At 37.1% G+C, this 12,468-nt stretch carries 16 protein-coding genes; 11 read left to right on the top strand and 5 right to left on the bottom strand.

The features are described 5' to 3' along the window. Positions 1-23 precede the first annotated feature (23 nt). Positions 24-767, top strand: coding sequence for an alpha/beta hydrolase (locus tag G6Q10_RS07560; protein WP_163654742.1), 744 nt, complete (start codon positions 24-26; stop codon positions 765-767). Positions 768-832: 65 nt separating this feature from the next. Here G6Q10_RS07560 and G6Q10_RS07555 read toward each other — a convergent pair whose 3' ends face one another. After that, positions 833-1,798: a cation diffusion facilitator family transporter gene (locus tag G6Q10_RS07555; RefSeq protein WP_163654740.1), complete on the bottom strand. Its 966-nt coding sequence runs from the start codon at positions 1,796-1,798 to the stop codon at positions 833-835. A gap of 162 nt (positions 1,799-1,960) precedes the next feature. Continuing rightward, the gene (locus G6Q10_RS07550; protein WP_232057804.1) at positions 1,961-2,884 is read right to left on the bottom strand and encodes an MBL fold metallo-hydrolase; all 924 of its coding nucleotides are present in this window, start codon (positions 2,882-2,884) and stop codon (positions 1,961-1,963) included. A 104-nt stretch (positions 2,885-2,988) separates the two neighbouring features. Between G6Q10_RS07550 and G6Q10_RS07545 the strand changes: the two genes are divergently transcribed. The 4 genes from G6Q10_RS07545 to G6Q10_RS07530 all read left to right on the top strand — a co-directional run bounded on the left by G6Q10_RS07545 (position 2,989) and on the right by G6Q10_RS07530 (position 6,137). After that, positions 2,989-3,408, top strand: a complete 420-nt coding sequence (locus G6Q10_RS07545; protein WP_163654738.1) for an Rrf2 family transcriptional regulator — start codon at positions 2,989-2,991, stop codon at positions 3,406-3,408. A gap of 144 nt (positions 3,409-3,552) precedes the next feature. Further along, entirely contained in the window at positions 3,553-4,488 is a 936-nt protein-coding gene (locus G6Q10_RS07540) for a ribose-phosphate diphosphokinase (RefSeq protein ID WP_163654736.1), read from the top strand. A gap of 21 nt (positions 4,489-4,509) precedes the next feature. Continuing rightward, positions 4,510-5,271 (top strand): tyrosine-protein phosphatase, encoded by a 762-nt coding sequence (locus G6Q10_RS07535; protein WP_163654734.1) that lies wholly within the window; start codon positions 4,510-4,512, stop codon positions 5,269-5,271. A gap of 23 nt (positions 5,272-5,294) precedes the next feature. Next, positions 5,295-6,137 carry a DUF72 domain-containing protein gene (locus G6Q10_RS07530; RefSeq protein WP_163654732.1) on the top strand — a complete coding sequence of 281 codons (843 nt, stop codon included), beginning with the start codon at positions 5,295-5,297 and terminating at the stop codon, positions 6,135-6,137. 186 nt (positions 6,138-6,323) lie between these two features. Here G6Q10_RS07530 and G6Q10_RS07525 read toward each other — a convergent pair whose 3' ends face one another. Together G6Q10_RS07525 and G6Q10_RS07520 are read right to left on the bottom strand one after the other, a co-directional pair. Continuing rightward, positions 6,324-6,686, bottom strand: coding sequence for a DUF1634 domain-containing protein (locus tag G6Q10_RS07525; protein ID WP_163654730.1), 363 nt, complete (start codon positions 6,684-6,686; stop codon positions 6,324-6,326). Next, positions 6,687-7,526, bottom strand: a complete 840-nt coding sequence (locus G6Q10_RS07520) for a sulfite exporter TauE/SafE family protein (protein WP_163654728.1) — start codon at positions 7,524-7,526, stop codon at positions 6,687-6,689. 138 nt (positions 7,527-7,664) lie between these two features. Here G6Q10_RS07520 and G6Q10_RS07515 point away from each other — a divergent pair, with 138 nt between their 5' ends. The 4 genes from G6Q10_RS07515 to G6Q10_RS07500 all read left to right on the top strand — a co-directional run bounded on the left by G6Q10_RS07515 (position 7,665) and on the right by G6Q10_RS07500 (position 11,457). Continuing rightward, complete coding sequence (locus G6Q10_RS07515; RefSeq protein WP_163654726.1) at positions 7,665-9,038, top strand: bifunctional metallophosphatase/5'-nucleotidase; 1,374 nt, start codon at positions 7,665-7,667, stop codon at positions 9,036-9,038. Positions 9,039-9,053: 15 nt separating this feature from the next. Continuing rightward, complete coding sequence (locus G6Q10_RS07510; protein ID WP_163654724.1) at positions 9,054-9,335, top strand: YutD family protein; 282 nt, start codon at positions 9,054-9,056, stop codon at positions 9,333-9,335. 6 nt (positions 9,336-9,341) lie between these two features. Then, complete coding sequence (locus G6Q10_RS07505) at positions 9,342-10,109, top strand: TIGR01457 family HAD-type hydrolase (protein WP_163654721.1); 768 nt, start codon at positions 9,342-9,344, stop codon at positions 10,107-10,109. Positions 10,110-10,173: 64 nt separating this feature from the next. Continuing rightward, on the top strand, positions 10,174-11,457 hold the full coding sequence (locus tag G6Q10_RS07500; RefSeq protein WP_370519526.1) for a hemolysin family protein: 1,284 nt from the start codon (positions 10,174-10,176) through the stop codon (positions 11,455-11,457). Between the two features lie 56 nt (positions 11,458-11,513). Here the strand turns inward: G6Q10_RS07500 and G6Q10_RS07495 are convergent, their stop codons facing one another. Beyond that, positions 11,514-11,750: a NifU family protein gene (locus tag G6Q10_RS07495; RefSeq protein WP_163654719.1), complete on the bottom strand. Its 237-nt coding sequence runs from the start codon at positions 11,748-11,750 to the stop codon at positions 11,514-11,516. Positions 11,751-11,885: 135 nt separating this feature from the next. Here G6Q10_RS07495 and G6Q10_RS07490 point away from each other — a divergent pair, with 135 nt between their 5' ends. After that, positions 11,886-12,215, top strand: a complete 330-nt coding sequence (locus tag G6Q10_RS07490; RefSeq protein WP_163654717.1) for a DUF1462 family protein — start codon at positions 11,886-11,888, stop codon at positions 12,213-12,215. A 15-nt stretch (positions 12,216-12,230) separates the two neighbouring features. After that, the gene (locus tag G6Q10_RS07485; RefSeq protein ID WP_163654715.1) at positions 12,231-12,449 is read left to right on the top strand and encodes a DUF1450 domain-containing protein; all 219 of its coding nucleotides are present in this window, start codon (positions 12,231-12,233) and stop codon (positions 12,447-12,449) included. Positions 12,450-12,468 lie beyond the last annotated feature (19 nt).

Below are 12,468 nucleotides of genomic sequence, written 5' to 3'. Positions count from 1 at the left end.
TTGATACGGAGGATTGCTCAAAAATGAGTGCGGATCGTAGCTTTATGTTAAAAGCGGGAAATCGTGCGGTTTTATTATTACATGGTTTTGCAGGAACGACAGATGATGTGTTAGATCTTGGTAACCATTTGGCAAAAAATGGCTATACGGTATATGCGCCGAATTTTCGTGGACACGGAGATGAGCCATCTATTTTTTTAAAAACAACACCAGAAATATGGTATGAAGATGCTATTGCGGGGTATCACCATTTAGAAAAAGTGGGGTACAGTGAAATAGCGATTGTTGGTGTTGCAATGGGTGGTGTGTTTGCACTTAAAATGGCAGAGAGTTTTAATCCAAAAGCCATTGTGTCTCTTTGTGCTAACGTTAATCGGAAAATGCGCTATATCCCTGTTAAAGAATACTTGAAAAAGCAATTAGCAAAGGCGGGTATCATCTCAGAAGAAGCTGAAGCGATGTTAAAAGCTTATCATCCAGAAATTGAAAAGATGACTACAGCTCGCGAAAATTTCTACAAAAACGTCGCAGCAGAAATTGAAAAAATTGAAGTTCCAACAATGATTGGACAAGGCTGTCAAGATGAAGAAATTGACGCTGATAACGCAAATTATATCTTTAAAAATATTCATACAGTTGATAAACAGCTTTGTTTTTACCAAGGTAGCGGTCATGATATCGTGAATGACTGCGAAAAAGACATTTTAGAAGAAGATGTTGTTTTCTTCTTAGATGATTTATTATGGCTTGATGAACAAGTTGTTTAGGAAAAATTTAAAAGCCCTCAGCCAAGTCATTTGGCGAGTGCTTTTTTTGTTTGCATCGTGTTAATTTATCTTCCGTCACCATGCTCCCAATCTAAAATAGCATCATCTTCATCAAAAGTAATCAATACATCTGTAACACTCTTGATTTGGAAAACGGCCTCTTCAATTCGACTGCGAATATCGTCAATTTCAGCAAGTGTCAATGAAGAATCGAGCTCAATTTCGGCGTTTACATGAAAGGTATCGCCTTCTTTGATCACAGTAAGAGCTTTAATATCACGCACTTCTGGATCTGACATGATTCTCTGTCCGACTTCAAGATGCATACCTTCATCCGATTTACCAATGACACCTGCCGCATTATCAAGGAAAACTTCACCAACAACAATGAACATCATTATCCCAATCAAAATAGAAGCAATGCCTTCAGCTTGATGAAATGATGTAAAATGTGATATAACAACCGAAAGAGCAGCAAGCAGACCGCCACCAGTTGCTACAGAATCTTCCATAAAAACAAGCTTTGTTGCTGCTTTCGCTGATTTCAAATGTTTTAATGCAGCTGGAAAAAGCATCATACCGCGTACTTTAATATTTGCTTCATCAACAATCTCGCGCATTGCCCTAACTAAAACGAGCGACTCTAGAAATGTACAACTAAGTAAGACAATTAAATTAAGCCAAAAGCCCGTTGCTCTAGAAGGTTGGAAAATATGTGAGACCCCTTCTTTAATTGTTTCATAGGCCATAATACCAACAACAATAACAGCACCAAGTAAAACAAGATTCACAACACGGCCAAAGCCTTTAGGAAAGCGTTTTGTGGGGCGCTTTTTACTAAGAGCAGAGCCGGTGAAAACAAAAAGCTGATTTGCGGCATCCCCTAGACTATGAAGCGTCTCAGCAAACATAGCGACATTCCCAGTAAATAGGTAAGTGATTCCTTTTACGAATGAAACAAGCGCATTTGTCACAGCAGCTAAGAGAGCTGAACGATTCCCTTGTTTTAGCAAGTGGAGTAATTCTTTCAAAATTCATTCATCCTTTTTTAATTATTAAGTACGGAATCAATTCTACGTTGATCTTGATGTTTGTATAAAAAGCGATCCGGTCATTATATCATAACTTAATCATTCCTTTTTTGGTACAAGAAAGAATCATTTTTTGTACAATTGATTCCGTACAATCTCTCGTTACTCCCAAGGCTGTTCGCCTGACACCACTTTGGCACTCATTTCTAAGCTTCCTTTCGCTAAATGAGGGTAGGCCTTTTGCATTTTTTTGATTATTTCTGCGCTATTCTTACTTGTTTTCTCTACTTCAATAAATTTTTCAAGATATGCTTTTGTCCATGCGATATTTTCCGCTGAAAAATTATCACCTTTTCCAAAATGACCTGGAATAACAACCTTTGCTTTTAAGGCGGATAACTCATTTAAGTCTTTTATCCACTGTTTTTGACTTTCTACTGTTTTGGTGTCAGCGATAAATAAATGGTGGCCCGTCGAAACGAGAATACCACCTAAAAGTAATTGATCTTTTTTATTGTAAAGCGTTTGTTTTTTAGCATCTTTTCCGAAAACAGTAAAAGTTTCTCCGTTTAATTGGATGGATGATTGGACGGGAGCTGGAATAATAATCTTTTTTGGCGCTTTATCTTTTAATTTATTTGCCCAAACATTAAGTTTCTTTTTATAACTTTTTTGAATTCTTTCAATGGTGTTTTTTGTAGCTAAGACTTTTGCTTTGGGAAAAGCTGTTTTAACTTGTTCTGCTCCAAAGTAATAATCGGGATCACCATAAGAGATATAGATGGTTTCAATCTCAATCTTTTTATCTTTGGCTACACGAATAATTTTGTCAGTATCATCTTTTGAAAACTGTGTATCAACTAAAAGTCCTTTTCCATCTTTAGCAATGAGCGTTGCAGTAGAGCCAAACACGGGATCAGGATTCATCGTATAATACGTAACATGGTGTCCTTTTGTTTCTTTGTAAACCTCCTTTGTTTTAATTGAAGTTTGGGTCTTAGATGACGTGTTTTCTTTGGGATTAGCAGCTGAACATGCAGTTAGTATTACTGCGCTTGCGAAGACGAGCAACATTATTTTTTTCACAAAAAGCACTCCTTTCTTCAAATTTACCTGTAAGTTTGTAAGTTACAGGTAAATAGTATATAATTTATTGATCAAAGTCAAGAAAAAAGAAAGGATACGATTTAATGAAATATTCCGTTCGATTTAGTGATGCGATCCATATATTGTCTTATATTGAAATTTTCCAAGGCACAGATTTATCTAGTGAAACAATAGCTAGAAGCGTGCGGACTAATCCTGTCACGGTTAGAAAAATTATGGGAGATTTAAAAAAATCGCAGTTAATTCATACCTCTAATGGAAAAGCGAATCCAATGTTATCAAAAAGTGCAACAGAAATTTCTTTATATGATATTTATAAAAGTGTCGAAAAAGATACGTCCATTTTTCATACGGATAAAAATACCGCACCCAATTGCCTTGTCGGTAGAAATATCCAAAAAGTTTTGGAAGAAAAGTATGATGATTTGCAACAAATTCTCGAGGAAAAAATGAAAGCTATTTTTTTAGCAGAAATTATCGAAGGTGTTACAGCAGAAAATTAAAAACAAATCCATCCACTTACAGTAGAATTTTTCTATAAAAACGAAAAATAGGAAGGTGCTGCTTTGTGTGCTAATCGTTGCGAATAGGCTTTTGCTTCTATATAATAAGAAGTGTAAAACTTTGTTTCCTGAAAGGAGATAATCATGTCAAGAGAGATGAAGCTTTTTTCTATAAGTAACGAGCGGCCGCTTGCGCTGAAAATTGCAGAAAATTTAGGCGTATCATTATGCAAAATGAGTTTGCAAAGGTTTAGCGATGGTGAGGTAAAAGTCAGTATCGAAGAAAGCGTTCGTGGGAAAAATTGTTATCTTCTACAGTCAATGAATCGTAATGTCAATGAACGGATGATGGAACTTTTAATTATGATTGATGCTTTAAAACGAGCATCTGCACATCAGATAACCGTGGTTATGCCATATTACGGTTATTCACGACAAAATCAAAAGGCAAGATGTAGAGAGCCAATTACGGCTAAATTAGTAGCAGATTTAATTAGCCGTGCAGGAGCAACACGCTTAATCTCCGTAGATCTTTACGCTGCACAAATTCAAGGTTTTTTTGATATTCCGATTGATCATATTTCTGCTGTCCCCCTTATTACAGAAGAATTGTTAAAAAAATACGGGGATAAAGACACAGTTATTGTTGCGCCTGACCATAAAGGCGTAGGGCGAGCGAGACGCGTTGCTGAAAAAATGCAAAAGCCAATCGCAATTTTAAACCGTAAGTCTTATCCATATGAAAAGGAAATTATAAATATTATCGGTGAAGTAAGAGGAAAAACTGCGATTGTTGTCGATGATATCATTGATACAGGCTTAAGAGCGATGACATCAGCAGAAAAATTACTCGAAGCAGGGGCTTTAGAAGTGATCGCTTGTGCTACGCATGCGGTTTTAGTAGGGGATGCAGCGAAGCGTCTAGCTGATTCTAAGCTTAAAGAAATTATCGTCACAGATGCTATTGATATTCCCCTTGAAAAGCAGTTTGATCGTCTTGAAATCATTTCGATAGGAGCTGCTCTTGCTAGTGCTATCTCAGGTGTTCAAGAAAATCGCTCATTACACCCACTATTTTAAACCGATAAGGAAGTGAATCATATGATTGATATCCATTGCCATATTTTACCAGGTATAGATGATGGTGCGGAAAATATTGATATTAGCTTACAAATGGCAAAACAAGCAGTAGAACAGGGTTTTAGTGATATTATTGCCACCCCTCATCACTTAAAAGGAGACTATAGTAACCCAGGAGAAATCGTCCGTAAAAAAGTAGCTGAATTAAATCAAGCGATTACCGAAGCCGGAATTCCCCTTACGATTCATCCTGGTCAGGAAGTTCGTATTCACGGTGAAATGCTCTCGGGCCTTGAAGAAGGTTCAGTCCTTTCGTTAGCAGATAGTAAATATGTTTTAATTGAATTTCCAACATCAAATATTCCGCTTTTTACAGGAGAATTATTTTTCAACTTGCAAACAAACGGATATGTGCCCATTATTGCCCATCCAGAACGAAATATGGAAGTGTTGGGTTCACTTGGGTCGCTTTATGACTTAGTAGACGGAGGGGCGTTAGCTCAATTGACATTTGGCAGTTATCAAGGTCGTTTTGGCAAAAAAATTAAAAGATTGAGCGAAACTTTACTTAAAGCGAATCTCGTTCATTTTTTAGCAACAGATGCCCATTATACAGAGAGTCGCTCACTTGTTGTTAAAGATCCTTTACATGAACTTTATCGAAAAGAAGGCAGAAAGCAAACCGCAAAGTTACTTGGAAATTCAAAGTTGGTTCTGCAAGATGAAATGATCATTCCCCCTGAGACAGAATTCGTCAGAGAAAAGCGCTTTTTCCTTTTTTAAAGTAAAGAAAGGTTGGGTTAAAAATGATTACAATTGGTTTAACTGGTTTTAGCGATCACGATACATTACAATTATCTGCAAAGTATAAACTAGCTGATTATGCCGCACATTTTCCACTTGTTGAAATCGACACAAGTTTTTACGCCATACCCTCGCCACGAACCACCGCAAAGTGGGTGAGCGAGACCCCTGAAAATTTTCGTTTTGTTTTAAAAGCTTTTCAGGCAATGACGCAACATAAAGAGTGGTCAAAATATTATGATTCTGAAAATGAGATGTACCAAAGATATATGGAGTCTGTAGCTCCAATTAGTGAAAGTGGCAAACTAAAAGCGGTACTCTTTCAATTCCCACCTTATTTTGGCTGTTCCGCAGAAAACGTGACTTACTTGCGTCACATTCGCAAAATGATAGGAGATTTACCGATTGCGGTGGAGTTCCGAAATGCAAGTTGGTATAGTGATTCCTATCAAGAAAAAACGCTCGCCTTGTTACGAGAGTTAGCAATGATTCATACGATTGTTGATGAACCACAAGTTGGTAATCGTAGCGTGCCAATCATTTTACATGCAACAAATGAAGAGCTTACACTTGTCCGGCTACATGGACGGAATCAGTATGGTTGGATGAAAGCAAATAGCCCAGAATGGCGGGAAATTCGTACGCTCTATCGCTATAATGATGAAGAAATTAAAGAATGGACTAAATATATCAAACATTTGCAAAAACAATCTGCTGAAATTGCAGTTATTTTTAATAACAATAGCGGTGGGGACGCTGCAGATAATGCAAAAGCTTTGCAGCAAGCACTTGCGGTTAGTTATGAGGGGCTTGCACCAATGCAAATGGATTTATTTTCTGACTGAGGTGATACACAAAATAAAACTGGGATAAGCGCTTGCAGTTCGTATTGAGGGGATTTGTCAGGCTTCCTTGTTCTGGCAAATCCTTTCGCTCGATTTGTCATGTTCGAAATGTAGCATCTGTGCTAAGTTTTTTAATCGTATTTTTTAGCTGGAGTCGTATGGTGTTCTGGGGGTTACAAACTATTTTTATTTCGTACCCATAAAAAAACTAATGACTAAAATGAGCAGTACAATCGCTGTAATAATGACATAAAGGTAATCTTTTTCAATAAAAAAAGTAACAAATGAAACGACAACTCGTAAAACAGGTGTTAGAATCAAACAAAATAATCCAAACATGATGATGGCAAAAGGCTTGAGTGCTAAGAGTCCGCTGCAAATATCATGAATTGTTGTTGGATAAAAATTTTCAGGATAACCACTTTTACCAGTGAAAATAAACAGGATAAGGCCAACAACAATAATAAAGGCACTAATCAAAACGCCGATACGAAGCAAACCACCAACGACCGCTTCCACACGATACATCTCTTCATCACGATTTGACATCTAAATCCACCCCAATCCTTCAAGAATCATTTGTAGGGCAACATAAATTAAAATCGGGATAAAAATTAACCGAATCACTTTACTTTTTAACCGTTGCATAATGCGCGTACCAAATGTTGCACCAATCAAAACCCCTAGAGCCACTGGTGCAGCAATCGTTGGATCAATATCGCCTTTAAATAAATAGACAGTAGCACTGGCAGCTGCTGTTACCCCCATCATTAAATTGCTGGTTGCACTTGAAACCTTAAGAGGCATCTTCATAAAAACATCTAAGGCCATTACTTTAAAAGCACCGCTACCAATACCAAGCAAACCACTAGCAACACCCGCCCCGTACATTACACCAAAACCTGCAGGAATATGGGCTACTTTATAATTGATTTCTTGTCTAAGTGCTTTATCATAATAGTGATCATGAAGATTTAGTTTCGTTGCAAGCGGATCAGGTTTTACATTTGTAGGGATTTCTGTTCCCGATTTTTTGATCATATTGAAAGCGGAATAAAGTAGGAGCAGACCAAAAATCATATAAAGAGCAGTTTCAGATAACAAGCCACCAATAAAGGCCCCTGTAATAGCACCAGTTGTTGTGGCAATTTCAAGAAACATTCCAACACGTAGATTTGTAATGCGATCCTTAATATAGGCAATCGCTGAACCGCTACTCGTTGCAATAACTGAGATAATGCTTGCACCGATAGCATATTGAATCGGAATGCCAAAAATGAGTGTTAACGCAGGTGTCATAATAATTCCACCACCAAGTCCAAGCATTGAACCGATAATTCCGGCGATTATCGCGATCATTAATATTTCTAAAGTTTGTGTAATATCCAAGTTATTCCACCTCTTCCCCATTCATCATACGACAAATGATTAAGAAATGCGAGAGTGGAAAGTGGTTTTAGTTTATAAATTTAGTTAAAATAAGTAAAGAATGAAAAAGCAGCCATCGTAGCGAAGGGGATTTTACGCATGAAACATTTAACGATATGGCATACGAACGATATTCATAGTCATCTCGAACATTGGCCACGAATTTTTGCTTTTTTAAAAGGCAAGAAATTAGCGGCTCAAAAAAAGCAAGAGCAGGCGCTGTTTTTTGATATTGGTGATTTTATTGATCGAGTCCATCCACTTACAGAAGGGACTTATGGAAAAGCAAATATTGATTTATTAAATCAGGTGCCCTATGATGCTGTTACGATTGGGAATAACGAAGGTCTGACACTTTCTCACCAACATTTAGATCAGTTATATGAAAATGCTCTTTTTCCAGTAGTTTGTTGTAATCTATATCTTGATAAGAAAAAAACAAAACGCCCTAGTTGGCTTAAACCCTTTGTTTTACAAGAAGTAGAGGATAAAAAAATCGCATTAATTGGTGCAACAGCCCCGTTTAGTGAATATTATACAGCACTTGATTGGGAAATTTCAGAGCCAATAGCCGCTATTCATGAGCAAATTCGTCACTTACCAGAATCAGTAGACGCTATTGTTTTATTGTCGCACTTAGGGCTCCCTACAGATAAAGAAATTGCTATGACAATTCCTGAAATTGATGTCATTCTCGGTAGCCATACGCATCATCTACTTGAAAATGGAGAAATAATTGGAAATACCTTACTTGCAGCAGCTGGAAGATGGGGAGAATATCTAGGAAAAGTCGAGCTCGTGTTTGCTGAAACAGGTAAGATTATTGCGAAAACAGCCACGACATTTAAAACAGCTGATTTACCTGAACCAACTGATGAAAATAACCAAATAGCTGGCTTTTTTACGAAAGGTAAAAGCCAGCTATCGGAAAAAGTGGTTGCGCTCCCTAAAAAGTTAGAGCATAATTGGTTTGGCGATTCACAAATAGCGGACTTATTTCACGTAGCTGCTTGTGAATGGGCAAAGGCAGATAGCTTTTTAACAAATGCTGGTATTTATATGACCGATTTGGGCCCTGGAACGGTTACTGCCTTTGATATCCACCAATTATTACCACATCCACTAAACTTGATTGTTTTAACGATGAATGGGCTAGAATTAGAAGTTTTGATTCAAGAAATTCATCGTAAACAAGCTGAATTACTCCATTTTCCACTTAAAGGATTTGGTTTCCGCGGGCAGGTTTTTGGTAAAATACAGTTAAAGCGGGCAAGCTTTGATCAAGAAAAAGCGCTAGCTCTTTGGGATAATGAAAGAATTGCTATAGATAAAACCTATCGTATTGTAACACATGATACTTTTGTTTATGCACCCTTTTTCCCGATTATTAAAGAAATAAAGCAAAAAGAAGTTTACGCACCGGAGCTTTTAAGAGATATTTTAACATGGAAATTAAAGGCAATTTATGGGTAGCAAGGAGGATATATTTTGATTAAAATTGGTGGACATGAATATGAACTTATTGAGAATTACCGTGACTGCTACAATGAAGAAAAATTAACAGAAAGATACAGCGATATTCTTGGGAGATATGATTACATTGTTGGCGACTGGGGATATGATGAGCTTAGACTTAAAGGCTTTTTTGATGATGCAAACCGAAAAGCAAGCTATGACAACAAGATTAGTACACTTAAAGAATATCTCTATGAATATTGCAATTTTGGTTGTGCTTATTTTGTCTTGAAGAAAGTAAAACAAAAGGGGTAGAAAATAATGAAATCTTATCAAGCCTATTTGATCGATTTAGATGGCACAATGTATCGCGGGGAAAATGTTATTCCTGAAGCTATTCAATTTATTAAAAGATTAAATGAAAAAGGAATTCCATACCTTTTTGTAACCAATAATTCAGCAAGTACGCCTGAAGAGATTGCCACTAAACTTAAGAAAATGAATATTGAAGCAGAAGCGAAACATATTTTCACTTCTTCTCTTGCAACTGCTGAATTTATGGCGAAACAAGGACTTAGAAAAACGGTTTATCCAATTGGAGAAAATGGTTTAATTACAGCATTAGAGGAAAAGGGATTTCAAATAACAAAAGATCATCCCGCATTTGTTGTTGTTGGACTAGATCGTTCTTTGACTTATGAAAAACTTGCACTTGCAGCACTTGCTGTTCGAAATGGTGCGACTTTTATTTCTACGAATGCTGATGCTGCTATACCAACTGAACGAGGCCTTTTACCTGGAAATGGTTCCATCACAGCACTTGTAGCTACTACAACAGAAACCAAGCCGATTTTTATTGGCAAACCAGAGGGTATTATTATGGAACAAGCATTGCTTGCACTAGGTGTAGCGAAGGAAGAAGCGGTTATGATTGGTGATAATTATGAGACGGATATTTTAGCAGGGATTCGACTTGGCATGGATACAGCGATCGTTCATACAGGTTTTACTTCCAAAGAAGCCCTTAAAACAAAACAACTTCAACCAACGTATTCAATCGGTACATTAGCAGAATGGCAGTTTGATTAATCGCTAACGAAAGCTTCTTGTGGTGTCAGAAACGTTTTAGTTAAAGTAGGAGGAAGGCGTCTACATGGAATGGTTTAATAATTTTTTTGTTCTTTTGCTAATCGCCGCAACCGCTTTTTTTGTTGCTTCTGAATTTGCTATTGTTGCCATTAGAAAACCGACGATAACAAGTATGGTTGCAGAGGGTAAACGTGGTGCTAAGCAAGTTCTTAAAGTTACGCAAAATATGAATGATTATTTAGCAGCATGCCAGTTAGGAAATACACTCGCAGCGCTTGCAATGGGGTGGATTGGCGAAGATACCATGCGCGATTGGTTAGAACCATTTTTTTATTTGTTACCCATCCCAGAAGCGCTTGAACGGCCAATTGCTGTGTTCACCTCCTTTATTACCATCACTTTCCTTAATGTGGTATTAGGCGAGTTAGCTCCAAAAACTTTAACAATCCAAAGTACCGAAAGAGTGGCATTATTTGTAGCAAGACCTTTAATTTACTGGTATTATGTCACATTTCCACTTAATTGGTTATTAAACCATTCTGCTAATTTAATTGCTCGTTTATTTGGTGCAAAAAATAAAACAGAAATAGACCAACTTACACCGACTGAATTAAAAATTATTTTTGAAGATAGCTATAAGCAAGGTTTGTTAAACTCCCAAGAATTTCGCTACATGAATAATATTTTTCAGCTCAATGATGTTCCCGCTCAAGAAGTAATGACACCCCGTACAGAAGTGGTTGCTATCGATCAAACGGCAACGGTTCAAGACTTATTGCAACTGACAACAAAGCATACCTATCACATTTTCCCCGTCACTGCAAACAATGATAAGGATAAGATTGTTGGGATTCTTCCAATTAGTCAGGTAACAGCTGGTTTGGGGGGAAATACGGAGGCTCTTTATCAGCCAGTTTCCTCATTTATGTCACCGGTTGTGGAAGTTTTTGCAGGAATAATCTTAGAAGAGTTAATTATCAAAATGCAGCAAAAAGGCGTAACTTTTGTTGTGCTTACAGATGAATACGGCGGGACATCAGGGATTATTACATTAGAAGATATTATGGAAGTCATTGTTGGCGACATGGAAGAAGCGAATCAGCCAAAAGGTGTGCGCCAAATTGCAAAAAATCATTATATGATTGCAGGAAGCGAACCCCTTGTAAGCGTTGAGGAAGTCCTTGGAATTCGACTGGATAGTTCTGATGTCCATACCATTTCTGGCTATTTATTATTGCAAAAATTTGATCTGGATACAGGTTATCAGCTGATCATTGATGACTGGGAATTTACCGTCAGCTCAATGAATAAAAATTCAATTCGCCAGGTCGAAGTTAAACGACGCTAAAATGGAACCCATTAAAAAACCAAATGAACGCTTGTAGGCGGACATTTGGTTTTGGATTAATAAACTTGTTCAACTTTTTTAAAACCAGGGACTCTTTCAGAAAGTGTTAGCTCAATGCCCATTTTTAAAGTCATATCTGAGCTTGGGCAAACTTCGCACGCCCCGAGCAAACGGATTTTGACGATACCATCGTTCGTTACATCAATGAGTTCATAGTCGCCACCATCACGAAGTAAAAAAGGACGAAATTTTTTTAATGCTTTTTCAACTTCAGCATAGCTAATTTGATCCATGCAAACACGAACTCCTTTATTTTAATATATTCTCTATTATAACAGGTTATCATAAAATGAAAAGAAGATTGCATAAACAGGAAAATCGCAAATTTACCTTGCATCTTGTAAAATAAAAACAGGGTGGTGGGAAATGTGAAAAAAACTGTACAATTATATGTCTATGGATCATCCGTGGCATGTGCTAGTTGTGTGGGCGCTCCATCTTCCAAAGCAATAAAAGAGTGGTTAAGCGCTGCGATTGAAAGAAAATTTGAACAACAGCCTTTTCTCATTAAGTATCTTGATGTTTTTGAAACAAAGGGGATGACTGAAGAAGAAAGGCAAATGGCACAAAGAATCATGGCCGAAGATTATCTATATCCAGTCATTGTTTTAGATAATAAAATCGTGATAGAAGGTGAGCCACGCCTTCAAGATATTTATAAATTAATGATCGAGTATGGTTACGAACCAACAATGTAAGGAGGATTATTTTGTTTGAAACCTCTTGTCGAATTTTGTGTAAATAATTTAGCCTCTGGTGCTTTTGAGGTATATGATACCCTTTTAAAAGATGAAAATGTTGATGTGATCCAATATGATTGTTTAGCCCATTGTGAGTTATGCGGAAGGAGTTTATTTGCACTTGTAGAAGGTGTAGTCGTTTCAGGTCGTTCCAAAGAAGAATTACTTAAGAAAATCTATCAGCAACTTTAAAGGTTTATAACTATTCTTA

Origin of the sequence: Listeria sp. PSOL-1 (assembly GCF_902806445.1) — a bacterium.
Classification (GTDB): Bacteria; Bacillota; Bacilli; order Lactobacillales; family Listeriaceae; genus Listeria.
This window is presented reverse-complemented; position numbering and strand designations above follow the sequence as displayed.

What these genes read in the sequence shown, in the direction of transcription:
- G6Q10_RS07530 (WP_163654732.1), top strand. Translation starts at nt 5,295, where the DNA reads ATGATTACAATTGGTTTAACTGGTTTTAGCGATCACGATACATTACAA.
- G6Q10_RS07515 (WP_163654726.1), top strand. Translation starts at nt 7,665, where the DNA reads ATGAAACATTTAACGATATGGCATACGAACGATATTCATAGTCATCTC.
- G6Q10_RS07525 (WP_163654730.1), bottom strand. Translation starts at nt 6,686, where the DNA reads ATGTCAAATCGTGATGAAGAGATGTATCGTGTGGAAGCGGTCGTTGGT.
- G6Q10_RS07505 (WP_163654721.1), top strand. Translation starts at nt 9,342, where the DNA reads ATGAAATCTTATCAAGCCTATTTGATCGATTTAGATGGCACAATGTAT.
- G6Q10_RS07535 (WP_163654734.1), top strand. Translation starts at nt 4,510, where the DNA reads ATGATTGATATCCATTGCCATATTTTACCAGGTATAGATGATGGTGCG.
- G6Q10_RS07500 (WP_370519526.1), top strand. Translation starts at nt 10,174, where the DNA reads ATGGAATGGTTTAATAATTTTTTTGTTCTTTTGCTAATCGCCGCAACC.
- G6Q10_RS07540 (WP_163654736.1), top strand. Translation starts at nt 3,553, where the DNA reads ATGTCAAGAGAGATGAAGCTTTTTTCTATAAGTAACGAGCGGCCGCTT.
- G6Q10_RS07560 (WP_163654742.1), top strand. Translation starts at nt 24, where the DNA reads ATGAGTGCGGATCGTAGCTTTATGTTAAAAGCGGGAAATCGTGCGGTT.
- G6Q10_RS07495 (WP_163654719.1), bottom strand. Translation starts at nt 11,750, where the DNA reads ATGGATCAAATTAGCTATGCTGAAGTTGAAAAAGCATTAAAAAAATTT.
- G6Q10_RS07545 (WP_163654738.1), top strand. Translation starts at nt 2,989, where the DNA reads ATGAAATATTCCGTTCGATTTAGTGATGCGATCCATATATTGTCTTAT.